The 23196-nt window shown below is 61.3% G+C and carries 20 protein-coding genes and 1 riboswitch; of the genes, 6 read left to right on the forward strand and 14 right to left on the reverse strand.

Annotated features, from left to right (window positions below):
* Positions 1 to 39: 39 nt before the first annotated feature.
* The 10 genes from IEX75_RS04475 to ribD all read right to left on the reverse strand — a co-directional run bounded on the left by IEX75_RS04475 (position 40) and on the right by ribD (position 10944).
* A complete protein-coding gene (locus IEX75_RS04475) occupies positions 40 to 537 on the reverse strand; it encodes a phosphatidylglycerophosphatase A family protein (RefSeq protein WP_188793028.1) in 498 nt (165 codons plus the stop codon).
* Positions 534 to 1493: a thiamine-phosphate kinase gene (thiL, locus tag IEX75_RS04480; RefSeq protein ID WP_188793029.1), complete on the reverse strand. Its 960-nt coding sequence runs from the start codon at positions 1491 to 1493 to the stop codon at positions 534 to 536. The genes IEX75_RS04475 and thiL overlap by 4 nt, the downstream gene beginning before the upstream one ends.
* A gap of 239 nt (positions 1494 to 1732) precedes the next feature.
* Positions 1733 to 2179, reverse strand: a complete 447-nt coding sequence (gene nusB, locus IEX75_RS04485) for a transcription antitermination factor NusB (protein WP_188793030.1) — start codon at positions 2177 to 2179, stop codon at positions 1733 to 1735.
* Positions 2179 to 2640 (reverse strand): 6,7-dimethyl-8-ribityllumazine synthase, encoded by a 462-nt coding sequence (gene ribH, locus IEX75_RS04490; protein ID WP_188793031.1) that lies wholly within the window; start codon positions 2638 to 2640, stop codon positions 2179 to 2181. Before ribH ends, nusB begins: the two co-directional genes overlap by 1 nt.
* Before the next feature lie 90 nt (positions 2641 to 2730).
* Positions 2731 to 3684 carry a muramoyltetrapeptide carboxypeptidase gene (gene ldcA / locus IEX75_RS04495; protein ID WP_188793032.1) on the reverse strand — a complete coding sequence of 318 codons (954 nt, stop codon included), beginning with the start codon at positions 3682 to 3684 and terminating at the stop codon, positions 2731 to 2733.
* A 302-nt stretch (positions 3685 to 3986) separates the two neighbouring features.
* Positions 3987 to 6212, reverse strand: a complete 2226-nt coding sequence (locus IEX75_RS04500) for a beta-glucosidase family protein (RefSeq protein WP_188793033.1) — start codon at positions 6210 to 6212, stop codon at positions 3987 to 3989.
* Positions 6213 to 6440: 228 nt separating this feature from the next.
* Positions 6441 to 7532 carry a bifunctional 3,4-dihydroxy-2-butanone-4-phosphate synthase/GTP cyclohydrolase II gene (gene ribBA, locus IEX75_RS04505; protein ID WP_188793034.1) on the reverse strand — a complete coding sequence of 364 codons (1092 nt, stop codon included), beginning with the start codon at positions 7530 to 7532 and terminating at the stop codon, positions 6441 to 6443.
* An 18-nt stretch (positions 7533 to 7550) separates the two neighbouring features.
* Positions 7551 to 8192 carry a riboflavin synthase gene (locus IEX75_RS04510; protein WP_188793035.1) on the reverse strand — a complete coding sequence of 214 codons (642 nt, stop codon included), beginning with the start codon at positions 8190 to 8192 and terminating at the stop codon, positions 7551 to 7553.
* A gap of 130 nt (positions 8193 to 8322) precedes the next feature.
* Positions 8323 to 8470: riboswitch (FMN riboswitch) on the reverse strand.
* A gap of 324 nt (positions 8471 to 8794) precedes the next feature.
* Positions 8795 to 9808: a Gfo/Idh/MocA family protein gene (locus tag IEX75_RS04515; protein ID WP_188793036.1), complete on the reverse strand. Its 1014-nt coding sequence runs from the start codon at positions 9806 to 9808 to the stop codon at positions 8795 to 8797.
* Positions 9809 to 9837: 29 nt separating this feature from the next.
* Positions 9838 to 10944, reverse strand: a complete 1107-nt coding sequence (gene ribD, locus IEX75_RS04520) for a bifunctional diaminohydroxyphosphoribosylaminopyrimidine deaminase/5-amino-6-(5-phosphoribosylamino)uracil reductase RibD (protein ID WP_423373131.1) — start codon at positions 10942 to 10944, stop codon at positions 9838 to 9840.
* Between the two features lie 115 nt (positions 10945 to 11059).
* Here ribD and cysK point away from each other — a divergent pair, with 115 nt between their 5' ends.
* Positions 11060 to 12016, forward strand: coding sequence for a cysteine synthase A (gene cysK, locus IEX75_RS04525; RefSeq protein ID WP_188794320.1), 957 nt, complete (start codon positions 11060 to 11062; stop codon positions 12014 to 12016).
* A gap of 124 nt (positions 12017 to 12140) precedes the next feature.
* Here the strand turns inward: cysK and nrdR are convergent, their stop codons facing one another.
* The 4 genes from nrdR to IEX75_RS04545 all read right to left on the reverse strand — a co-directional run bounded on the left by nrdR (position 12141) and on the right by IEX75_RS04545 (position 15800).
* Positions 12141 to 12677 (reverse strand): transcriptional regulator NrdR, encoded by a 537-nt coding sequence (gene nrdR / locus IEX75_RS04530; protein WP_188793037.1) that lies wholly within the window; start codon positions 12675 to 12677, stop codon positions 12141 to 12143.
* A gap of 3 nt (positions 12678 to 12680) precedes the next feature.
* Positions 12681 to 13394, reverse strand: coding sequence for a CTP synthase C-terminal region-related (seleno)protein (locus IEX75_RS04535; protein ID WP_188793038.1), 714 nt, complete (start codon positions 13392 to 13394; stop codon positions 12681 to 12683).
* Between the two features lie 5 nt (positions 13395 to 13399).
* Positions 13400 to 14653 (reverse strand): serine hydroxymethyltransferase, encoded by a 1254-nt coding sequence (gene glyA, locus IEX75_RS04540; RefSeq protein WP_188793039.1) that lies wholly within the window; start codon positions 14651 to 14653, stop codon positions 13400 to 13402.
* Between the two features lie 283 nt (positions 14654 to 14936).
* Entirely contained in the window at positions 14937 to 15800 is an 864-nt protein-coding gene (locus IEX75_RS04545) for a DUF817 domain-containing protein (protein ID WP_188793040.1), read from the reverse strand.
* 235 nt (positions 15801 to 16035) lie between these two features.
* Between IEX75_RS04545 and ettA the strand changes: the two genes are divergently transcribed.
* The 5 genes from ettA to IEX75_RS04570 all read left to right on the forward strand — a co-directional run bounded on the left by ettA (position 16036) and on the right by IEX75_RS04570 (position 23189).
* Positions 16036 to 17697: an energy-dependent translational throttle protein EttA gene (gene ettA / locus IEX75_RS04550; protein ID WP_188793041.1), complete on the forward strand. Its 1662-nt coding sequence runs from the start codon at positions 16036 to 16038 to the stop codon at positions 17695 to 17697.
* Between the two features lie 226 nt (positions 17698 to 17923).
* Positions 17924 to 18742, forward strand: coding sequence for an orotidine-5'-phosphate decarboxylase (gene pyrF / locus IEX75_RS04555; RefSeq protein ID WP_188793042.1), 819 nt, complete (start codon positions 17924 to 17926; stop codon positions 18740 to 18742).
* Between the two features lie 37 nt (positions 18743 to 18779).
* On the forward strand, positions 18780 to 19745 hold the full coding sequence (locus tag IEX75_RS04560; protein WP_188793043.1) for an MBL fold metallo-hydrolase: 966 nt from the start codon (positions 18780 to 18782) through the stop codon (positions 19743 to 19745).
* 327 nt (positions 19746 to 20072) lie between these two features.
* Positions 20073 to 22034: a S1 family peptidase gene (locus IEX75_RS04565; RefSeq protein ID WP_229720631.1), complete on the forward strand. Its 1962-nt coding sequence runs from the start codon at positions 20073 to 20075 to the stop codon at positions 22032 to 22034.
* Between the two features lie 324 nt (positions 22035 to 22358).
* The gene (locus IEX75_RS04570; protein WP_188793045.1) at positions 22359 to 23189 is read left to right on the forward strand and encodes an undecaprenyl-diphosphate phosphatase; all 831 of its coding nucleotides are present in this window, start codon (positions 22359 to 22361) and stop codon (positions 23187 to 23189) included.
* Positions 23190 to 23196: the final 7 nt, after the last annotated feature.

Below are 23196 nucleotides of genomic sequence, written 5' to 3' on the forward strand. Positions count from 1 at the left end.
GCCTGGATACACCGCCGCATCCTGCCGATGCCGGGCGCATTACGCGTAGACAAGCACCAGCTTCAGTACGATGGCGGCGAAAACGCCGGCGACGACGTCATCCACCATCACGCCGAGCCCACCTTTCAGGTGTTTGTCCAGGTAACGGATCGGCCATGGCTTCCACACATCGAACAGGCGGAACAGCACGAAGCCGAGTATGACCGCCCACCACGGCGCCAGCAGCGCAGGCAGCAAGGCGATCCATTGGCCGATGAATTCGTCCCACACCAGGCTGCGGTGATCGTCGACGCCCAAGGCGCGGCCGGCAACATCGCAGGCCCATACGCCGATGGCAAAACCGATCACGATGATCAGCGCATTGAGCGGCCACGACAGCTGACGCAACAGCAGCCAGGGCAGGATCGCAGCGAGCGAACCGAACGTACCCTGCGCGACCGGCGCGAGTCCGGAACCGAAGCCGCAGGCCAGCCAGCCGGCTGGCGTCGAAAGCAATACACGGCGTTGCCCGGATGTAAGGACTTTGCGTTCGTTCATGCGCTGAAGTGATCCCAGCCTTGGCGGCCCGATAGACGATGTCCTTCACAATCACGCACCGTGACGCCCTCGCCTTCCACGATACAGCCGATACGCGTGGCACCGCAGCCGAGCTTCGCCAGATCCGCTTGCACCACGGCAACCTGCTGCACCGGCACGGTGAAGCACAATTCGTAATCGTCGCCGCCACTCAGGGCGAAGTCACGCGAGGTGGCTTCGTCGAACAGATCAAGCAAGGCCGATGAACGTGGCAGCAAGGCCGCATCGATCTCGGCACCGACATGGCTGGCTGTGCAGATATGACCGAGATCGGCAAGCAGGCCATCGGAAACGTCGATGCATGCGCTAGCGCGTCCGCGCAGGGCGAGACCTGCTGCAACACGCGGTGTAGGGCGGTTGAGGCGTTCGATCAGATGGTGAGTTTGTGTATCGTCGCGATGATTCTTCTGCTGCACGCATTGCAGCCCACCGGCAGCGTCACCCAACGCGCCAGTAACCAGCACCGCATCGCCCACTTGTGCGCCTGCACGCGTGAGCGCTTTGCCGGGTGGTACGAAACCATGCACTGCCACGCTGATCGTCAACGTGCCGCGGGTGGTGTCGCCACCGATCAGCGCAAGGCGATACGTTTGTGCAAGTTGCGCGAAGCCTTTGGCAAAACCGTCGACAAAAGCCTCGTCTGCATTCGGCAAGGTCAATGCCAGCAGCGCCCAGGCCGGTGTTGCACCCATGGCCGCAAGGTCGGACAGATTGACGGCGAGCGCCTTCCAGCCGATATCGGCAGCGGGCGTGCCAACGGGGAAATGCACGCCTTCGACCATGGTGTCGATGGCAACGGCCAGCTCCTGGCCAGGCGGTACGGTGAGCAGTGCGGCGTCATCGCCGATGCCCAGGCGCACATCGTCGCGATGTTGCGCGGTGAGGTCGCGGATGCGGTCGATGAGGGAGAATTCCATGGGTTTGCTATGGCCTCTTCGAACGCAGGCATCCACGCTTGCTTAATTGCTTGATCTTGCCTCTCGTCATTCCGGCGAAAGCCGGAATCCAGTCGAAATAAACCGTCCGAAGGACACAATATCATTTGATATTGAGTGCTTCGCACAACGTATTTGAACTGGATTCCGGCTTTCGCCGGAATGACGACTGGGCAAGACATACCATCACGCCAAGCCCAGAGCTCTCGCCCGAATGCTGGTCAGCCCTGCTTCTCCGTACCCCTAAGCTGCGCCGCCAGCTTGTCCAGCACACCGTTCACATAGCTGTGCCCATGATCCGCCCCGAAGCGCTTGGTCACCTCGATCGCCTCGTTGATGATCACGCGATACGGCACGTCCGGCCGATACTTCAACTCATACCCAGCCAGGCGCAGTGCGGCGCGCTCCACCGGATCGATCTGCTCGACATCGCGGTCGATGTACGGCTTCAGCGCGTCATCCAGTTCGGCAACGTGCTGCTCCACGCCACGCAGCAGATCCTCGAAGTACTCCAGGTCCGCCACTTCCATGTCCTGCTCATGGCGAAACTGGTCGATCACCGACTTCATCGAGCTGCCGCTCATCTGCCAGGCATACAGCGCCTGCAAGGCGCGGCGACGGGCGCGCGAGCGCGCCGCCAGATCGATGCCTTCGGGACGCGGGTGCATTACAGCTTTCCGTACAGATTGACCATCTCAAGCGCAGCGATGGCAGCATCGGCACCCTTGTTGCCGGCCTTGGTCCCGGAGCGCTCGATGGCCTGTTCGATGGTGTCGGTCGTGAGCACGCCGAAGGACACCGGCACGCCCGAACCCAGTGCGGCCTGGGTCAACGCCTTGGCACATTCGCCGGCGACGAAATCGAAATGCGGCGTGGAGCCGCGGATCACCGCACCCAGCGCGATCACCGCGGCGTAGTTGCCCGAGTGCGCCAGCTTGTGCGCGGCCAGGCCGATTTCCCATGCGCCCGGTACGCGGATCACGTCGATGGCGTCATCGCTTACGCCGTGACGCACCAGGGCGTCGCGTGCACCGGCGACCAGCGGTTCGACGACAAAGCCGTTGAAGCGGCCGGCGACAATGGCAAAACGGCCCTTGGGCGTGGCGAAATCGCCTTCGATGATCTTCATGCTGCGTGGATTCCTTTGAACGGGCGGCTCGGCCCTCGGCGAGCCCGCTATTTTACGGGTTTGCTCGCGGGCTTGCTTGCTGAGTGCCCGTCAGGCCATGGAAGGTTCGTGGCTGCGGCGTAGATACGGGTAGCCATGGAAATCCAGGCTGGCCCGCCGCCCCACCACGCGCAGCCGCGCAGGCACGCCGAATGGCAGGGTGAATTTGTCCGCCTCGTGGCCGAACGGCATGCTCGATAACACCGGAATACCCGCGATACGGCGAATCTGGTTGAAGCCGTCGGCCAGGTCGTAGCCGTTGTCATAAGGGGCCGGGCGGCATTGGGTGAAATCGCCCAGGATCAGCGCCCGCTGCTGCTTCAGCACACCGGACAAATGGAGCTGATAGAGCAGCCGCTCGATCCGGAACGGCGGCTCGCCAATGTCTTCCACGAACAGGATGCCGCCCTCGATACGCGGGAAGTAAGGCGTCTGCAGCAGGCTGCACAGCATGGCGAGGTTGCCACCCCATAGCGGTCCCTCCACCGCCAACTCCGCCGCCTCCCCGCAATCCCAGCTGGCGTTGCCGTGCGGTGAACTGAGCGTTCGCCAGAAATGCCGCCAGGTCAGCGGGCTGAGCCGCTGCGCACCAAAATCCGGGCCCAGCATCGGCCCGCCGAAGGTGACGAGGCCACTCCTGGCATACAACGCCATCTGCAACGCCGTGAAATCGCTGTGACCGACCAAGGCGATCGGTTGGCCGGCCAGGCGCTCGCGCAAGGCGTCGTAATGCAGATGCTCCAGCAGACGCGTGGCACCGTAGCCGCCACGAATCGACACGGCGATATCCGGCAAGGTATCCAGCGTGGCCAGGTGGTTGATATCAGCCGTGCGTTGCACATCGCTGCCGGCGTAACGCAGTTCCGTGCGATCGATCACCTCCGCGCCGTCCACCAGGCAGTTGGCATCACTTAGGCGCTTGATGCCGCGTGTCATGGCTTCGCGGTCGTGGGGGTAGCCGGATGGCGCAATGAGGCGGATGTGGCAGGAGGTTGGTGCCTGCATGGCTGGCTTTGACGTTTCGTGGATGAGGAAGGGCAATCTATACCATTCCAACAGACCGGCCTCAGATCTGTTGCGGCGTGACGCGGATGAATCGTGGCGTGGCGATGATGCTCGATCTTGCCTCACCGTCATTCCGGCGAACGCCGGAATCCAGTGCAAATGCGTTGTGCGAAGCACACAACATAAATAGTAATCGTGTCCTTTGGACGCGTATTTAGACTGGATTCCGGCGTTCGCCGGAATGACGGTGAGGTAATAACAGGTATTGTTGCGGGATTTACCACGCTCACCGCCAACCTACTTCAAGGCGCCATCGTCCCAGCAGCAACCGTCGCCGCACCATTCAACACAAAATCCCGCGACGAATGCCCCACCTGGATCGGATAACTCCCCGCCGCAATCTTCCATTGATGCCCCGGCACGTCGAACGTCGCCAGCAAGCGCGGATCGATGGTGACGGAAACCGTGCGGCTCTGCCCCGGCTGCAGCAACACCTTCTCGAACCCTGCCAGCCGGTGCGGCGCTTCACCGATGTCGCCCGGCAAGCTCACATAAACCTGCGGCGTATCTTTGCCTTCATGCTGGCCGACGTTGCTCACCTTGAAGCTGACCGTGACGTGGTCGCCTTGCGTGCTGACATGCAGATCGCTGTAGTCGAAGCGGCTGTAGGAAAGACCGAAACCAAACGGGAACAGCGGCTGCAGGTTTTTCTTGTCGAACCACTTGTAGCCGACGGCAGCGCCGTCAATGTTGTAGTCGACTTCCTGCGCGTTGGTGATCTGCGGGCGCGGCAGTTGTTGTTCGTCCTGCGGGAAGGTGACGGGTAGATGGCCTGACGGATTCACCTTGCCGGTGAGCACGCCGGCAATCGCTTCGCCGCCGCGTGCGCCGGGATACCAGGCTTCCACCACCGCACCAACCTTCGACAACCATGGCATCTTCACCGGGCCGCCGTTTTCCAGCACCACCACGCTGTGCGTGTTAGCGGCGGCAACTGCACCGATCAAGGCATCCTGCTTGTCCGGCAACGCTAGATTCGGTTGATCGACGCCTTCGCACGTCCATTGCGTGGCAAACACAACAACCACGTCGGACGATTTCGCCAAAGCTGCCGCTTTCGCAGGATCGCTGCCGTCGTCGTAGACGATCTTCGCGTCCGGCAGCAGTTTCTGCAGCGACTTCATCGGCGACGACGGGTCATACACCTTCCACTGCCAATCCGGCCCCTTTACCGCCGGAATGGCCGGGCCACCGATCGGCCACACTTCAGCCGAGCCACCGCCCGACAGCACGCCGGCATCGGCATGGCCACCGATGATCGCCACGGTCTTGATGTCCTTGTGCAAGGGCAACTGGTCGTGATCGTTCTTCAGCAGCACGATCCCTTCTTCCGCGGCGTGCTGCGCGACCAGTGCATCGGCTTCGACATCCAAGGGCTTCTTCACCGGCGGATGTTCAAACAGGCCTACGGCATACATGGAACGCAGGATGCGATGCGTCATGTCTTCCAGCCGGCTTTTCGGAATATCGCCCTTCTGGATCGCCTGCAGCAGCGGCGTGCCGAAGCTGCTGGACATCTGTCCCAAGCTGAAGCCGGTGCCATGATCGATGCCGGAGACCTGGTCGGTGCCGGCCATCGCATCCTGCACGCCGTGGTCGGCGCCCCAGTCGGTCATCACCCAGCCTGGGTATTTCCAATCGCCTTTGAGGATGTCATCCAACAGATGTTTGTTGGAGCAATCCCATACGCCGTTGACCTTGTTGTAGCCGCACATCACCGAACCGGGATGGCCGTCTTCAATGGCCAGCTCGAACGCAAGCAGATCCGACTCGCGCATGGCGGCTTCGTCGATGTTGGAGCTGACGGTCAGGCGGTTGGTCTCCTGATCGTTCAAGGCGTAATGCTTGATGGTGGAAATCACGTGCTGCGACTGGATACCGCGAATTTCGCCGCCATCGATACGGGCAGCAAGCAGCGGATCTTCGCCAAGGTATTCGAACGTGCGTCCATCACGCGGCTCGCGCGTGAGATTGATGCCGCCGGCCAACAGCACGTTGATGCCCTGCCGGTGCGCTTCGTCACCGATCATGCGGCCGCCTGCATACGCCATCTGCGGATTCCAGGTGGCAGCGATGCCGAGCGTCGAGGGCAGTGGCGTGGCGTTGCCTGCCTCCCCGCGCACGTGCGCCGGTTGCTTGCCCGGCCCCTGATCGATCGGATAGTTGTGCACGCCGATGCTGGCGTCGTTCTCCTGCAAGGCAGGAATGCCCAGCTTCGACAGCGCCGGCACGTAACCCGCCGCACCGATGCTGCCCGGCGGTTGCTGCAAGACCATCATGTCGTTGAAGCTCTGCACCATGTGGTGCATGTCCTCCAGCGACATGCGCTTGACCAGCTTGGCGGCACGCTGATCCGCGGATGAAGCCGGCTGATCGGCGAGTGCCGGTGTCAGGCAGGCCAGCGAAAGCGCAGTGAACAGGGTGGTGCGGGCGAAAGCGGCGGTACGCGACAGGCGGGCGAGCTTCATCCTGATTCCTTCCTTCGGGCTGGTTTCAACCCGGCGAAGGATGCCACGAAGTGAAGCGAGTGGTAGTGATGAATATGGCCAGTTACGCTTACGATCCTTGAGGCCACGCTTACCCTCAACGGCCGCCATTCCCGCGCAAGCGGGAATCCATCTTGCTCTGATGCAGCGTAAAAATGGATTCCCGCTTGCGCGGGAATGACGGCCTCCAGGGAGTTACGAGGCGAATCGCTATTCGGCGTATTCGACGAATTCCAGGCCGTATCCCGCCAGTCCCACCAGCTTGCGCGGCGTACCGAGCACGCGCAGGCGGTGCACGCCCAGGTCGGTCAGCATCTGCGCGCCCAACCCCAACTGCCGCCATTCCTGATGATGGTCGCTGGGCTCCTGCTGCACAGGTTGCCGGTTGAGGCGGCGAAGCAAGACATCCGCCGTATCCTCGCCGGACAGCACCAGCAGCACACCGCGGTTCTCGTCGGCGATGCGGCGCAAGGCCGCCGTGACGGTAAGGCCAAGATCCTCGCGCTGCAGATGCAATACGTCGGACAAGGTGTTGCGTACGTGCACGCGGCTCAAGACCGGCTGGCCGTCATCCACCTTGCCGCGTACCAGGGCGAAGTGCAGGCCATGACGAATCGCATCGCGATAAGCCACCAGGCGGAACGAACCGAACTCGGTTTGCACCTCTTCTTCGTACACGCGCTGGACGGTCTTTTCGGTTTCCATGCGGTAGCGGATCAGGTCGGCGATGGAACCGATCTTGAGCCCGTGCTTCTTCGCAAATATTTCCAGCTCGGGGCGGCGCGCCATCGAGCCGTCTTCGTGCAGCACTTCGATCAGCACCGATGACGGTTCCAGGCCGGCGAGTGCCGCGAGATCACAGCCGGCTTCGGTATGTCCCGCACGCGTCAGTACGCCGCCGGGCTGCGCGGTCAGCGGAAAAACATGGCCGGGCTGCGAGAGATCTTGGGGTTTTGCATCCGACTTCACCGCCACCTGGATGGTACGCGCGCGATCGTGCGCGGAGATGCCGGTGGTGACACCTTCCGCCGCCTCGATCGAGACCGTGAAGTTGGTGTGGTACGGCGAGGTGTTGTCGCTCACCATCGGCCGCAAGCCAAGCTGGCGCGTACGCTGTTCGGTAAGCGTCAAACACAACAGGCCGCGCGCCTCGCGCACCATGAAGTTGATGTCTTCGGGCCGCACCATTTGCGCAGCCATGATCAGATCACCCTCGTTCTCGCGGTCTTCGTCGTCGACGATCACGACCATGCGGCCAGCGCGGATGTCTTCGAGGATTTCGGGGATGGTATTGAATGCCATGTTCTATTCCTTGAGGACTTATGCAAAACCGTGCTGCTTGAGAAACGCTTCATCGATCCGCGGCGCTCCGCCGCCGGCGACCAAGCGCTCCACGTAGCGCGCCACCACATCCACTTCGATATTCACCGCATCACCGGCTTTGCGCGCATGAAAGGCCGTGTGTTCCACCGTATGGGGAATAAGGTTGACGCCGAAGCGATTGCCGTTGACCTCGTTGACGGTGAGGCTGGTGCCGTCGATGCACACGGAACCTTTCGATGCGATGTAGCGCGACAACTGCGCCGGCACTTCGAATGTCCAGCGCAACGAGCGGCCATCCGGCGCTATGGAAACAACTTTGCCCACGCCGTCGACATGGCCGGAGACCAGATGGCCACCCAACCGGTCCGCGAGCCGCAACGCTTTTTCAAGATTTACCGCATCGCCGGGCTTGTGTTTGCCTAGCACGGTCAGCGACAGCGTCTCGTTGGAGACGTCAGCCGCGAAGCCGCGCGATTCCAGCGTGACGACCGTAAGACACACACCGGATACCGCGATGCTGTCGCCCAGTTGCACATCGGAAAGATCCAGATCGCCGGTATCGACGTGCAGCCGCACGTCACCGCCGCGTGGTTCCAGCCGCGCAATGCGGCCGACGCTTTGAATGATGCCGGTAAACATCAGCGCACCTCCCCTGGGGGGACGGCTGGAGCTTGGTTGTAATGCTTAGACATGAACGTTCTCCACGAAATACCTGTTGTGGGAACGCCCCAAGGCAAATGGCACGTGCACCGCTACACGCGATGCATGGTGCCGTCTTCTTTCATCCGGACTGTGACCGTCGGCTCCGGCATTGGACCGGATCTGCTGACCTTCCGGCGTGACCGGAAGCGCTCGCGGGCTTGAGCCTTACGGCCCCTACCGCCGGTGGGGAATTTCGCCCCGCCCTGAAGACGTTTGTAGTGAGTGCCGAAATCGGCCGGCGAAGTTTAGCACTGAATGGGGCGGCGGCCGTTCACCTGGGTGGATGGTGTGTACTCGACTCTGCACAGGTTGGGGTGCAAACCCTGAGATATCCCCACGTTTTTTGCCCGTTATGCCGGAGAAGTCCTGGGTTTACATGAAGTTTGTTTCGAAGCCAGTCGTCATTCCGGCCTTCGCCGGAATGACGGTTCGCTCTGAAACAACAGTGACCTGAACTCCAACTTTTCCGCTTGGACAACGCAAAAAACGTGGGGATATCTCAGGGTGCAAACCCACGATCGTCATCCGCGCGTACACGGCTAGGCAAACACCTGCCCCGTCTGCTGCCGGTAATCACGCAGCACCTGGTCCATCACCCAACTGGTGCGGGCTGCAGACTCTGCAGTCGAAGGGCAGGCCCCTTTCTGTCCGCTCAGTTCCGCCACGATGGTTTCGATCAGCGGCTGCTGGATATGCGGAGGATTCGGAACGGCATATTCCTGCGTGCCTTGTTCGCTCTCCACGCGGATCGGGCTGTCACCAAAGGTGGCGAACACGATGCGCCCCGCGCCGCCGATCACTTCGACGCGGTCTTTGTGCCGGTGGCTGGCGAAATTCCAAATGCCAGTGCCCAGCATGCCGTTGCCGAAAGCAAAGGACATGGCGACGCTGTCCTCAGCAGGATAAGCGCCAAGCTGATTGCTGGCTTGTCCGCTGGCCATCACGATGGGGCCGAACAGCCAATCGAGAATATCGAGCGTGTGGCAACCGATATCCATGAAGATGCCGCCACCGGCAAGCTCCGGCTGCACGCGCCAAGGCAAATGGGTACGGTCGTGGTAACGCGGATGATGCGGCTCGTGCAGCACGATGTTGACGATGCGTGGCACACCTACCACACGCTGTTCGAACAGCAGCTCACGCACTTTGCGAAAGCGCGGCAGGCAGCGGCGATAGTACGCGACGAACACCGGCACGCCAGCATTTTGGCCAGCGCGAAGAATCGCCTGGCATTCCGCATGATCGCGTGCCATCGGCTTTTCCACGTAGACCGGCTTGCCTGCGGCAATGGCCATCAGCGCATACGATTTATGCGAGGAGGGCGGCGTGGCGACGTAGACGGCGTTGACTTCCGAGTCGGCGATCAAGGCAGCGGCATCGTCATACCATCGCGGCACACCGTGTCTCTGCGCGTAGTCGCGCGCCTTGTCGCCATCGCGACGCATCACCGCCGCCAGTGTTGAACCCTCGATGCGATTGAACGCCGGGCCACTTTTGACTTCGGTGACATCACCGCACCCGATGATGCCCCAGCGGATGGTTGCCGTGGTCATGTTGTTACTCCGAATCGTTGCGGACGAATTCAAACAGCAGGCCGCAAGCGCAAGCGCAGGTCTTGGCCGAGAGCACGGGTATCCAGCACGTTGAGCTTCCAGCGCGCGGTCATATCCGCCAGCGGAGGCAAAGCCAGCAAGGGCCTTGCGGTATCGCCCAGCAGCAGCGGCGCCATGTAGATCAGCAACTCATCGGCCAGGCCGGCGGCAAACAAGGCGCCGCATAAAGTGGGGCCGGCTTCGACGTGCAGCTCGCTGCAATGGCGTCCAGCCAGCAAGGCCAGCACGGCTTGCAGATCAAGCGCTTCGTGCTGTTCGGCGACGGCGATGCATTCCACGCGCGCGAAACGGTCGTCCGTGGCCGCCGCCGACGTTGAATGAAGAACGAGCGTGGGCGTTTGGCCGTCCAAAACATGACTGCCGGCGGGAGTGCGGAGATGGCGGTCGAGGACGACTCGCAAGGGAGAATAGGTGCGGCTCGATGGCTCCGCTTCTGCAGGCAGCCGCACGGTGAGCTGCGGATTGTCGGCAAGCACCGTGCCGATGCCCGTAAGAATGGCCGAACTGCGCGCCCGCCAGCGTTGCACGTCCGCCCGTGCTGCCTCTCCGGTAATCCATTTCGACTCGCCGTTCGCCAACGCGGTACGGCCATCCAGACTCATCGCCAATTTCACCCGCACCCAGGGACGGTGGCGTTCGATCCGGCTGAAAAAACCCAGGTTGATCTCCCTCGCGGCATCCCGCATCAAGCCGCTTTCCACGGTGATACCTGCGGAACGTAGCTTGGCGATGCCCTGCCCGGCTACCTGGGGAAACGGGTCTTCCGCGGCAATGACCACCCGGCTGACACCGGCGGCGATCAGCGCATCGGCGCAAGGAGGCGTTCGACCGTGATGGGCACAAGGTTCCAACGTGACATAAGCGGTGGCGCCGCGTGCTTCGTCTTTTGCTTCCCGCAATGCATACACCTCGGCGTGCGGTTCACCGGCGCGCTCGTGCCAGCCCTGCCCCACCACCCGTTCGCCGCGGGCAATGACGCAACCCACGCGCGGGTTGGGTTGGGTGGTGTAGAGGCCACGTTCGGCCAGGCGCAACGCCTGAGCCATGTGCATAGCATCGACGACGGAAACTGTCATAGAAGCGTCTGAATATGGTTATGCAAGATCGTCAGTGTGCGGGATCGCCCGGCATTTGTCGCGCGGACGAATTCGGGAGTAGCCTAGAAATCTTATCCGCGGACAGGCCATGGACATGATCTACGACAATATTCTCGACACCATCGGTAACACGCCCATCGTCCGCCTGCATCGCGTGGCGCCCAAGCACGTGACGCTCTATGCAAAGGTGGAAGCATTTAATCCTGGCGGTTCGGTGAAGGACCGCCTGGCCATTGCCATCATTCTCGATGCGGAAAAGAAAGGCCTGCTCAAACCGGGCGATACGGTGGTGGAAGCCACGTCGGGCAACACTGGCGTGGCGCTGGCGATGGTATGCGCCTCGCGCGGTTATCGCTTCGTGGCCATCATGACCGAGACCTTCTCGGTCGAACGCCGCAAATTGATGCGTGCTTACGGTGCCAAAGTCATCCTGACACCCGCTGCCGAACGTGGCACGGGCATGGTGCGGCGCGCGGAGGAATTGGCAAAGAAGCATGGCTGGTTCCTGGCCCGGCAGTTCCAGAATCCGGCCAATCCGGCTTACCACCGCAACACCACCGCGGCGGAAATCCTGCGTGATTTCGCCGGCAAACGGCTGGATGCATTTGTGACCGGCTGGGGCACGGGCGGCACGCTGACCGGCGTGGGTGAAGTGCTGAAGGTGGCTCGTCCCGAAGTGAAGATCGTCGTCTCCGAACCGGCGGGTGCATCCATGCTGCTGGACAAGCCATGGCAGCCGCACAAGATCCAGGGCTGGACGCCGGATTTCGTGCCGGAGGTGCTCAACCGCAACGTGTTCGACGTGGATCTGCCGGTGGATGAGGTGGTGGCTCGCGATACATCGCGCCGCCTTGCCAAGGAAGAAGGGATTTTTGTCGGCATCTCTGCCGGCGCTACTGTGGCCGCCGCGCTTCAATACGCGGAAAAGGCTGAGGAAGGTAGCGTGATTCTGGCGATGTTGCCGGATACGGGGGAGCGGTATTTGTCGACCTTCTTGTTTGAGGGCGTGGAAGAAGGGTCGGATGATGCTTGGCTGGAGAGTTTAGGCTAAGCGCTGAGGTGATCTCACCTCACCGTCATTCCACCGTGGACCGATCGTAGGTTGGGGTGCAAACCCCAACATCGCGCGGTGTGGAGATGGCAATGTTGGGGTTTGCACCCCAACCTACCGTAACTCAACCCTTGCGATGTCCCCGCTTTGCCGCAGCCGCCGCTCCGGCTTCACCCAGCAACGACAACTGCAAACTCTCCAGCCCCGGCAAATCACGTTCCAGCTTTTCGATCTCTTCGCGGAACGCATGCACGTCTTCAAACTTGCGATAGACGGACGCAAAGCGCACGTAAGCAACCTGATCGAGCTTCTTCAGTTCGCGCATCACCAGCTCGCCCACATAGCGCGACGGCACTTCACGCTCGCCGCTCCTGCGCAGATCGTCGATCACCGCGCGCACCGCAGCGTCCACGTCATGACTGGCTACCGGGCGTTTCTGCAAGGCGCGCTCGAAGCTGGTGCGCAGCTTGCGCTCGTCAAAACTCTCCCGCCGCTCGCCGCTCTTCACGATCGCCGGCAGTTTCAGCTCAGCCGTTTCGAACGTATTGAAGCGTTCACCGCACTGCGGACACTCGCGACGGCGACGCACCGTAGCACCATCGTCGGCAAGGCGTGAATCGATCACGCGGGTGTCTTCGTGCTGGCAGAAAGGGCAATGCATGAGTTAGGCAGCTTTCTCGATACGTAGCTCGCTCGCCACTTTGACGAATGCCTTGACCAGTGGCGGGCAAACACCCTGCAAGGCGTCGCGTTCGTGCTGGAACAGCGTCGCAATGAAGAACGGATGATCGTCCAATTCCAAGGCCCGCACATCATCCTGTTCGTCAACGGCCGCAACACGAAGAGGATGATCGCCTATCGCCTCGCGGAAGCCACTGCCCAAGCCGTAGCGGCAGTGATAACCCTCTTCAATCTCATCGGCCTGGTAAATGGCAGCGATGCGCGAACCTGGCAGTAACTTCACCGTGTCGCGCACTTCGACCAGACCGCAGCTCAGCGGCACAATGACGGGGCGTGCTGCATCTGGAGCAGTTTCGGCATGTTCCGCATCCGCCCAGCCAAGCACATGACGGGCGTATTCCACCACCGCGTGCTGAAAACCGCCGCATGTTCCCAGATAAGGCACCTGTGCTTCACGCGCATGGCGGATGGCCGTCAGGGCGCCGTCCATGCTGCGATATGGGCTCGCAGGTATGCACCACAGCGCATCGAAGGCCTCCAGCGCATGGCCGTCTCCCACCGTCTCGGTGCCGACCCAATGCAACTGGACCGGCACACCGGTCGCTTCGGCTGCCATCGCAAGCGCGACGGGAATCGCGCGATGCGCCACCACGCCGTCGTCACGATCACCGATCAAACCGATGTGCACGGTTTCCATCACACTCATCCGTAAACGGGGAACTTTTTGCACTGTGCCGACGCCTTCTCGCGCACGGCGTTGATCACGCTTTCATCGGCGGGTGCATCCAGCACGTCGCAGATCCACTGCGTGAGTTCCACCACGTCCGCTTCCTTGTAGCCGCGTGTGGTGATGGCCGGCGTGCCGACGCGCAGGCCGGAGGTGACGAACGGCGAGCGTGGATCGTTCGGTACAGCGTTCTTGTTGACGGTGATGTGCGCCTTGCCCAGCGCGGCTTCCGCATCCTTGCCGGTGACTTCGCGGCCGATCAGGTCGATCAGCATCAAGTGGTTTTCGGTGCCACCGGAGACGACCTTGTAGCCACGCTCGATCAGCGTCTTGGCCATGGCCTTGGCGTTCTTCACCACCTGCGCCTGGTACTCCTTGAAGGCTGGTTCAAGCGCTTCCTTGAATGCAACCGCCTTGGCGGCGATCACATGCATCAGCGGGCCGCCCTGGATGCCGGGGAACACGATGGATTGCAGCTTCTTTTCCAGCTCCTCGCTGGCGCCCTGGGCGATCACGAAACCGCCGCGCGGGCCGCGCAAGGTCTTATGCGTGGTGGAGGTCACCACGTGTGCATGCGGCAGCGGGCTGGGGTAGACGCCCGCTGCAATCAGGCCGGCCACGTGCGCCATGTCGACGAACAGGTAAGCGCCGACCTTGTCGGCAATGGCGCGGAAGCGCGCCCAGTCCATCACCTGCGAATAGGCGCTGAAGCCGGCCACGATCATCTTCGGCTTGTGCTCGATGGCGAGGCGTTCCACTTCGTCGTAATCGACCAGGCCTTGCTCGTTCACGCCGTACTGCACTGCGTTGAGCAGCTTGCCGGAGATATTGACCTTGGCGCCGTGAGTCAGGTGGCCACCGTGCGCCAGGCTCATGCCGAGAATGGTGTCGCCCGGATTGAGCAGCGCGAAGTACACCGCCTGGTTGGCCTGCGAGCCGGAATGCGGCTGCACGTTGGCGTAGGTGGCGCCGAACAGTTGCTTCAGGCGCTCGATGGCCAGGCGTTCGGCCACGTCGACGTATTCGCAGCCGCCGTAATAGCGCTTGCCCGGATAGCCTTCGGCGTATTTGTTGGTGAGCACCGAGCCCTGGGCTTCCAGTACGCGCGGGCTGGCGTAGTTCTCCGAAGCGATCAGCTCGACGTGATCCTCCTGGCGGCGGGCTTCGTCGGCAATGGCTTTGGCCAGCTCGTCGTCATAGCCGGCAATCGTTTGCTGCTTCGGGAACATTCGGGCCTCGTGGGGTGGCGTGGGACGGGGTTAAGACTTCAAAGTGTAATAGTCGGGGGGCTTTGCGGCCACCGTGGCATAACCGGAACACGCGTTTTCGCGCAGCCGCAATTTGCGCACAACCTATTGTTTCACCTTAAAAAACTGAATCGACATGTGCCGCTGTACGCACACCTGGCGCGCAATCATGCCAATGAGTCACAAGGACATAAGTGCAGGTTGGGGGTGCAAATCCCAACGTCGGCCTGCATGGCGATGGCAGTGTTGGGGTTTGCACCCCAACCTACACACCCTGCGTTCGCTGTTTCGCCACCGCGCTCACCATCACGTAGCTGATGATCATCAGCAGAAACCATGATCCCAGTTTCGACAGCGGCACCATGCGCCAACCGTGATGCTGCATGGGATAACGCCATGCGGCACTGAAAGTGCCGATGTTTTCGGCGAACCAAATGAACATCGCCACAAGCAGGAAACCCAGCAGCAGCGGCATGCGCCGATGCACATGGCGAATGCGGAAATAAACCCAGGTACGCCCGAACAGCAACGTCACCGCCGCAAACAACAGCCATCGCAAATCAGGTAGAAAGTGATGCGTGAAAAAGTTCGCATAGATCGCCACGGCCAACCACGCCGTTGCTGCAAACGGCGGATGCCGCGTGAACCGGAAATCGAACAGCCGCCAAGCCCGTGCGATGTAGCTACCCACCGAGGCATACATAAAGCCGCTGAACAAAGGCACGCCGCCGATGCGCAGCAGCGATGGCTCCGGATAAATCCACGATCCTACTGAGGTCTTGAAAACTTCCATCACCGTGCCGACGAGGTGGAAGAGCAGGATTACCTTCGCCTCTTCCAACGTTTCCAATCGGCTGACAATGAGTACGCACTGGATCAGCAACGCAGCGAGGGTGAGAAAGTCGTAGCGCGCCAACGCGGCATGCGGCGGGTAGAACGCCCAGGAGAGTCCAAGCAGCAACAGCATGCTGCCGCCGAACAAACATGCCGACGCCTGCTTGACGCCGAAGCAGACGAATTCATGCAAGACCACGGCAAGACGGCCACGCGAATGCGCCCACCTTCCAGCGCGCTCATCCCAGTGGCGCAGCACGCAAAGCACCTTGAGGAATCCGGTTTCTGTCGCCATTCGCCCTGCCACCACGCGTGTCGCCTGCTTGGCCGGCAAGCCTGGCAGTACGGTATGGCTCGGCGAGCGTAGAAAGTGGCGAACAGGTGACCATCGGCTCGCAAGAAGGCGGCGAGCCTCGCCACACCGTCACCGGCGCTTACGCATAAACCGCTATAATCGGACGTTTGATACCCACGCCTTTGCGCGTCGCCTGTCCCAACGGGCCGGTCACGCGCATGCCTACGGAGCCAGCATGCAATACATCTACACCATGAACGGGGTCAGCAAGATCGTTCCCCCGAAGCGCCAGATCATCAAGGACATTTCGCTGAGCTTCTTCCCGGGCGCCAAGATCGGCCTGCTGGGCTTGAACGGCGCGGGCAAGTCCACGGTGCTGCGCATCATGGCTGGCGTCGACAAGGACTTCCAGGGCGAGGCCCGTCCGCAGCCGGGCATCAAGGTCGGCTACCTGGCGCAGGAGCCGGAGCTGGATCCGGAGAAGACCGTCCGCCAGGCAGTGGAAGAAGGTGTGTCGGTGATCTTCGACGCCCAGAAGCGCCTCGAAGAGGTCTACGCCGCCTACGGCGAAGAAGGCGCGGATTTCGACAAGCTCGCCGCCGAGCAGCAGCAACTGGAAAACATCCTGGCCGTGAACGACGCGCACGCGCTGGAGCGCCAGCTCGAAGTGGCCGCCGACGCGCTGCGCCTGCCCGCGTGGGACGCCAAGATCGGCCCGCTCTCCGGTGGTGAAAAGCGCCGCGTGGCACTGTGCCGCCTGCTGCTTTCCAAGCCGGACATGCTGCTGCTCGACGAACCGACCAACCACTTGGACGCCGAATCGGTGGAATGGCTGGAGCACTTCCTGCAGGACTACCCCGGCACCGTGGTGGCCGTCACCCACGATCGCTACTTCCTCGACAACGCCGCCGAGTGGATTCTGGAACTCGACCGCGGCCGCGGTATTCCGTGGAAGGGCAACTACACCGAGTGGCTGGAACAGAAAGACCAGCGCCTGAAGCAAGAAGCGCAGCAGGAAAAATCACGCCAGAAGGCCATCGAAAAAGAACTGGAGTGGGTGCGCTCCGCCGCCAAGGGTCGCCAGTCCAAGGGCAAGGCGCGCTTGAACCGCTTCGAAGAGCTGAACGCGGTCGAATACCAGCGCCGCAACGAAACCAACGAAATCTTCATTCCGCCGGGCGAGCGCCTGGGCCAGGAAGTGATCGAGTTCAAGAACGTCACCAAGTCCTTCGGCGATCGACTGCTGATTGATGACCTGTCTTTCAAAGTGCCGCCGGGCGCCATCGTCGGCGTGATCGGTCCGAACGGCGCGGGCAAATCCACGCTGATGAAGCTGATCACGGGCGTCGAGAAGCCCGACAACGGCGAAGTGAAGATCGGCCATACCGTCAAGCTCGCCTACGTCGACCAGTCGCGCGGCGCGCTCGATGCGAAAAACAACGTGTGGCAGGAAGTCTCGGGCGGGTCGGACATCCTCACCATCGGCAACTTCGAAATCCAGTCGCGCGCCTATATCGGCCGCTTCAATTTCAAGGGCACCGATCAGCAAAAGATCGTCGGCAATCTGTCCGGCGGTGAACGCGGCCGCCTGCATATGGCCAAGACACTGCTGCAGGGCGGCAACGTGCTGCTGCTCGACGAACCGTCGAACGACCTGGATATCGAAACCTTGCGCGCACTGGAAGATGCGTTGCTGGAGTTCCCAGGCTGCGCGATGGTGATTTCGCATGATCGCTGGTTCCTCGACCGCATCGCGACGCACATCATCGCGTTCGAAGGCGACTCGCATGTGGAATTCTTCCCGGGCAACTACAACGAGTATGAGGCGGACAAGAAGCGTCGTCTGGGCGATGAGGCTGCGAAGCCGCATCGGGTGAAGTACAAGAAGCTGGCCTGACCTGCCCCCTCCCCTGCTTGCAGGGGAGGGCTGGGGTGGGGTGGCGAGCGAAAGCTCGCGTCTCGGCTTTGCCGGACTGAACCTCAGGCATGATTGAGCATCTTCGCGAGATTCGCTTCACCCCACCCCAACCCTCCCCTACTGCACGTAGGGGAGGGAGCAGATTGCGACAGCGCAGAAACTACAACGCTTACATCAATTCGTAGTTTGGCAAGGAGAGAGACCCATGCATTTCATGCAATCCCTGCAAGCCGCATGGACCCTCAACAACTCCCTCGTCTGCGTTGGCCTCGACCCCGAACCCGCCAAATTTCCCGCGCATCTCAAAGGCCGCCCTGATGCGGTATTCGACTTTTGCGCCGCGATCGTCGACGCCACCGCCGACCTGGTCTGCAGCTACAAACCGCAAATCGCCCACTTCGCGGCCCTGCGCGCAGAAGTAGCGCTGGAACGCCTGATCGCGCACATCCACGCCAAGCATCCGCGCATACCAGTGATCCTCGATGCCAAGCGCGGCGATATCGGCAGCACGGCGCAGCATTACGTCACCGAAGCATTCGAACGTTTCGGTGCCGATGCGGTAACGCTGAACCCTTATCTCGGCCGCGATTCCGCGCAGCCATTCCTCGATCGCGCAGACAAAGGCGTGATCTTGCTTTGCCACACATCCAATCCCGGCGCTGCCGATCTGCAGGACTTGGACGTGGCCGGTAAGCCGCTTTACCAGCATGTCGCGCGCATCATTGCGCAGGAATGGAATACGCACGGCAATTGCGCCCTGGTTACCGGCGCCACGTATCCGGAACAACTGGCCGAGGTGCGCGCACTGATCGGCGATACGCCATTGCTGGTCCCCGGGATCGGCGCGCAAGGCGGCGACGTGCAAGCCGTGGTACGCAACGGCCAGACCGTCGCCGGCACCGGCCTGATGATCAATTCATCCCGCGCGATTCTTTATGCCGGCAATGATGAGAATTTTGCCGACGCGGCGCGCAAGGCAACACTCGACCTGCGCGACAGCATCAATCAGTATCGGATGCGTTGATTCATCCGACACTTTTTCTTTCGAGGAACGCGCATCCATGCCGAACTTCGATCGTGACATCAATCTGCAACGAAGACGCTGGCTGCAGGCAGCGAGCGTGTCGCTGGGCGCCGCTGCAATAGGAACCTTGCCTTGCACACTCCGCGCCGCATCGGCGTCGCGCTCGCGCCTCATTCTGCTGGGCACGGCTGGCGGCCCCACGCCGAAACCGACGCGTTCCGCGCCAGCCAATGCGGTCGTGGTCGACGGTGTCATCTATGTGATCGATTGCGGCAACGGCATCGCTCGCCAGATGGTGAAGGCAGGGCTGGATCTCGGCGCTATCCGGCAGGTTTTCATCACGCATCAGCATTCGGACCACAACGCTGATTACGGCAACCTGCTGTGGCTGGCCTGGGCAGCCAAGCTGCACACACGGGTCGATACCTGGGGACCGCCGCCACTCATCGAGATGACACGGCTGTTCCTGCAGATGAACGACTATGACATCCGCATCCGGATGGCCGATGAGGGGCGCCCGCCGCTGGCACCGCTGATTGTGCCGCATGAAATCACCCAGGGCGGTGTGGTGATGCAGGATGAGCGCGTCAAGGTGACGGCTGCACTGGTGCAGCATCCGCCGGTATCACCTGCCTTTGCCTACCGCTTCGACTGCCCGGATCGCTCCATCGTTTTTTCCGGCGACACACGGCCTTCGGAAAACCTGGTCAGACTCGCGCACGGTGCGGACGTGCTGGTGCATGAAGTGATGTATCTGCCGGCGTTGGACAAGCTGATCGCCAGCGAGCCCCATGCCAAGACGCTGCGCGAGCACTTGCTGGCCAGCCACACCACCACTGAACAGGTGGGGCGCATCGCCACCGAGGCCGGCGTGAAAACGCTGGTGCTCAACCACTTTGTGCCGGGTGGCGACCCCAGCCTTACCGATGAGGTATGGCGTGAAGCGGTTGCTCCGCACTTCAAGGGTCGGCTGATCGTCGGGCGTGATTTGATGGAAATCTGATCGTCCGGAACTGTCCCTCGTTTGCCAGTGCTGTAGGTTGGGTTAGCGCAGCGTAACCCAACATTTTCGGGCGGCATTGTTGGGTTACGCTGCGCTAACCCAACCTACGACTGGCGTCCTAGCTCCCAATGCTGGGACATTGCCAGTCTTAAGCCACTCCGCGCACCTGTTTCCAGCTCTCCCCCGCCCAACGGCACTGTGTCAGTATCACCCGCGGAAATCGGCCCTTGCGCCGGTCGGGGAATCCTCAAGAGGGAACGTATGCGGACGTTGAATGAGCAGGCTCGGGACGTGGTCTCAAAAACTTGCGGTTTTATGCAGCGGGCAATGTTGACGGTGGGGTTGGTCGTACTGGCGCTGGGTTCGGTACAGCGCGTTTATGCCGCCAGCCCCGATCCATCGCTGGTATCGAAAATCAACGCGGCCACGTTCGAAGTGGTGATTCCACGCGCGGTAGATGATCCACTCACTTACGAAAAGCCGCTGCCGTTCGATTTGCTGCCGTATGAGGAACGCACCGACAAATATTTTTCCGTCGGCACCGCCTTTTCGATCGGGCATAACCACTACGTCACCGCGGGTCACGTGTTGCTCGCCGCGGTGGGTGATCTCACCGGTGCACCGGCGCTGCGCGACGCCAGCGGCCATGTATACGCCATCGACAAAATCGAGAAATTCTCCCTGCAGCAGGACTTCGTGATGTTCTCGCTGAAGGAGCAGCCCAAAGCCAATGCCGCGCTGGCCACGAACACCAAGGCCGCGTTGAACAGCGTGGTGTATGCGGTAGGCAATGCGCTGGGCACCGGCGTGGTGATTCGCGACGGCCTATATACCTCCGATACGCCGGAAGACGAAAACGGCCGTTGGAAATGGATGCGCTTTTCCGCCGCCGCATCGCCCGGCAACAGCGGTGGCCCGCTGCTCGATCAGGATGGCAAAGTCATCGGCGTCGTGCTGATGAAATCGCCCAACGAGAACCTCAACTACGCGCTGCCGATCGGCGAAGTGCTCAACGCCTCGGACAATCAGGCGGTGATGGACAAGCGCATGACCTATCAGCTGGACGTGGTGGAAGACACCCTGACCGGCACGTTCAAGGCCCAGTTCCCGTTGCCGGCGAGCTACGAGGATTTCAGCAGCACGTATCTGAAGCTGCTCTACACCCAAGGTGACAAGGAGCTGAAAGAGCTGCTGCAACAGCAAGGCAACGATCTGTTCCCGCACGGTGCCGGCTCCAACCACATCCTGCACGACACGCCGGAGCTGAGCCTGTTTCCCGAGCTGATCGTGCGCAACCGCAGCGGTCAGTGGACGTACACGGGACGCGAACTCAACCGCGTGCCGCTCAGCGGCAACGGTTACGTGGCCAGCGGTTACGTAGGCCACAACTTCCTGATGCATCTGCGCCGCCCCGACGACATGAAGGCGGCCACGTTCTACAACGATCCCAAGCAGATGATGGATCTGGTCCTGAAAACCGGCTTCTGGACACGCGAAGTCGGCCCGGAAAGGATCAAGATCACGTCGCTGGGCAATCCAGTCAGCAACACAAGCTATACGGACAACTGGCAACGTCACTGGAAAGTGCTGGTGTGGTCGCTGCCGTACATCAATGCGCAAATGGCCGTGTTTGCTCTGCCGGTGCCGGATGGTTACGCCATCATGATGCGTATGACACCTTCCATGAGCACGCATGACAGCCTGGCCGACATGACCGCGCTCACCGATTTCTTCAATGTCGACTACGGCGCCACGCTCGCGCAGTGGAAGGAATTCCTTGCCGAACCATCCCTGCTGCCTGACGTGTTGAAGGATGCGAACATCAATTTCGACTACGGCAAGCAACTCAGCTACGACTCCAGCAACATTGCTTTCAACTACCCATCCACGCTGCAACCGATCGCACCGGACAACATGCTTTCAGTGGGCGTCGGCTATTACCAGGACCACGGCAAATTCGCGCTGCAGACTGGCGTGATCGAGATTCGCAAGAACATCACCGATCCCGACCGCATCAGCATCAAGCGGCACATCGCTCCCAGCCCTGATCTCGATGACAACTTCAAGGAAGCCTGGGGCAAGTTGCAGCACAAACAGCATCCGTTCGACGGTGTGCCGTACAACGATGGCGACGAGATGGATGTGGCGACGGTGATCAAGGCACCCGACGGTGATGCAGCATCCGAGTTGTACACCGCGTTCTATGCCACTCAGGGAACGCACAAGCCGGAAGCGATGAAGGCGAAACTGAAGCTGTTGACGCAGCAGTTCAAGGTGAAGTCGCACTGACGCAAAAACGCCTCCTCCCCTGCTTGCAGGGGAGGAGGCGGCAAGCGAAGCTCGCTTTTGGCTGCACCGGGCATCAGCTTGAGTCACACAACTGAAACCTTCAGCCCCATGTGATGCATCACGTCCGCCCGTTACGTAGGTTGGGGGGAAACCCCAACATGGCGCGAAAAGTGGCATGGCGACGTTGGGGTTTGCACCCCAGCCTACGACTGCATCTTGCCTACTTGTCGACTTCCATTCGCACTCCCCTCATCTTTATTTCCGATAATGACCAGCCGGCCCTCCAAGCTGGCCCGATTTCCATGACCCCATAAGGATCGACGCGTGAACTTGTGGTTCCTGATTTTTTTGAGCGTGCTGCAGGGCGTAACCGAGCTTTTCCCCGTCAGCAGCCTTGGCCACACCCTATTGGTTCCTGCGCTGTTCGGCGTGCACATCGATAAGCATGCGCCGCAGCTGATTCCCTTTCTGGTCGCCTTGCATCTGGGCACGGCGCTGGCGCTGCTGGTTTATTTCCGCCATCGCTGGATCGCGCTGACTCGCGGCTTCTTCGCTTCGTTGGCGGGTCGCCACAATGATGAAGGGCACATGATGTGGGCGTTGATCATCGGCACGATTCCCGCCTGCGTGGTGGGGCTGTTGCTGGAAAAGCGGCTGGAGATGGTGTTCAAGGACCTGCGCATCGTCGCCGTGGCGTTGATCGCCAACGGCGTGCTGCTGTGGCTGGGCGATCGCCTGGAGCGTACGCGCCAGCACAAGGCGCCGGAGAAGCTCAATTTTCGCCAGGCCTTCCTGGTTGGGCTGGCGCAGATAGGTGCGTTGATTCCAGGCTTCTCGCGCAGCGGTCTCACCATGATTGCCGGTTCCGCCACGGGGCTGGACAAGGAAAAGGCTGCCGAATTTTCCTTCCTGCTCGGCACGCCGATCATTCTCGCCGCAGGTGTGCTGGAAATTCCGAAACTGTTCAAGGCACCGGAGCAACTGGGCACTGCCTTGCTCGGCGGCGTGCTGACGGCAATCGCGGCATGGTTCAGCCTGCGCTTCCTGATGCACTACTTCGAAGGCCGTGGGCGGCTATCGTCGTTCGGCACGTACTGCGTGATCGCGGGCGCGTTGTTCCTCGGCTGGTTCTTGCTGCATCCCCAGCCAACCTGAGCGTATG

Source organism: Dyella nitratireducens (genome assembly GCF_014642835.1).
In the GTDB taxonomy this organism is placed as follows: domain Bacteria; phylum Pseudomonadota; class Gammaproteobacteria; order Xanthomonadales; family Rhodanobacteraceae; genus Dyella_B; species Dyella_B nitratireducens.

What these genes read in the sequence shown, in the direction of transcription:
- IEX75_RS04475 (WP_188793028.1), bottom strand. Translation starts at nt 537, where the DNA reads ATGAACGAACGCAAAGTCCTTACATCCGGGCAACGCCGTGTATTGCTT.
- thiL (WP_188793029.1), bottom strand. Translation starts at nt 1,493, where the DNA reads ATGGAATTCTCCCTCATCGACCGCATCCGCGACCTCACCGCGCAACAT.
- nusB (WP_188793030.1), bottom strand. Translation starts at nt 2,179, where the DNA reads ATGCACCCGCGTCCCGAAGGCATCGATCTGGCGGCGCGCTCGCGCGCC.
- ribH (WP_188793031.1), bottom strand. Translation starts at nt 2,640, where the DNA reads ATGAAGATCATCGAAGGCGATTTCGCCACGCCCAAGGGCCGTTTTGCC.
- ldcA (WP_188793032.1), bottom strand. Translation starts at nt 3,684, where the DNA reads ATGCAGGCACCAACCTCCTGCCACATCCGCCTCATTGCGCCATCCGGC.
- IEX75_RS04500 (WP_188793033.1), bottom strand. Translation starts at nt 6,212, where the DNA reads ATGAAGCTCGCCCGCCTGTCGCGTACCGCCGCTTTCGCCCGCACCACC.
- ribBA (WP_188793034.1), bottom strand. Translation starts at nt 7,532, where the DNA reads ATGGCATTCAATACCATCCCCGAAATCCTCGAAGACATCCGCGCTGGC.
- IEX75_RS04510 (WP_188793035.1), bottom strand. Translation starts at nt 8,192, where the DNA reads ATGTTTACCGGCATCATTCAAAGCGTCGGCCGCATTGCGCGGCTGGAA.
- IEX75_RS04515 (WP_188793036.1), bottom strand. Translation starts at nt 9,808, where the DNA reads ATGACCACGGCAACCATCCGCTGGGGCATCATCGGGTGCGGTGATGTC.
- ribD (WP_423373131.1), bottom strand. Translation starts at nt 10,944, where the DNA reads ATGACAGTTTCCGTCGTCGATGCTATGCACATGGCTCAGGCGTTGCGC.
- cysK (WP_188794320.1), top strand. Translation starts at nt 11,060, where the DNA reads ATGATCTACGACAATATTCTCGACACCATCGGTAACACGCCCATCGTC.
- nrdR (WP_188793037.1), bottom strand. Translation starts at nt 12,677, where the DNA reads ATGCATTGCCCTTTCTGCCAGCACGAAGACACCCGCGTGATCGATTCA.
- IEX75_RS04535 (WP_188793038.1), bottom strand. Translation starts at nt 13,394, where the DNA reads ATGGAAACCGTGCACATCGGTTTGATCGGTGATCGTGACGACGGCGTG.
- glyA (WP_188793039.1), bottom strand. Translation starts at nt 14,653, where the DNA reads ATGTTCCCGAAGCAGCAAACGATTGCCGGCTATGACGACGAGCTGGCC.
- IEX75_RS04545 (WP_188793040.1), bottom strand. Translation starts at nt 15,800, where the DNA reads ATGGCGACAGAAACCGGATTCCTCAAGGTGCTTTGCGTGCTGCGCCAC.
- ettA (WP_188793041.1), top strand. Translation starts at nt 16,036, where the DNA reads ATGCAATACATCTACACCATGAACGGGGTCAGCAAGATCGTTCCCCCG.
- pyrF (WP_188793042.1), top strand. Translation starts at nt 17,924, where the DNA reads ATGCATTTCATGCAATCCCTGCAAGCCGCATGGACCCTCAACAACTCC.
- IEX75_RS04560 (WP_188793043.1), top strand. Translation starts at nt 18,780, where the DNA reads ATGCCGAACTTCGATCGTGACATCAATCTGCAACGAAGACGCTGGCTG.
- IEX75_RS04565 (WP_229720631.1), top strand. Translation starts at nt 20,073, where the DNA reads ATGTTGACGGTGGGGTTGGTCGTACTGGCGCTGGGTTCGGTACAGCGC.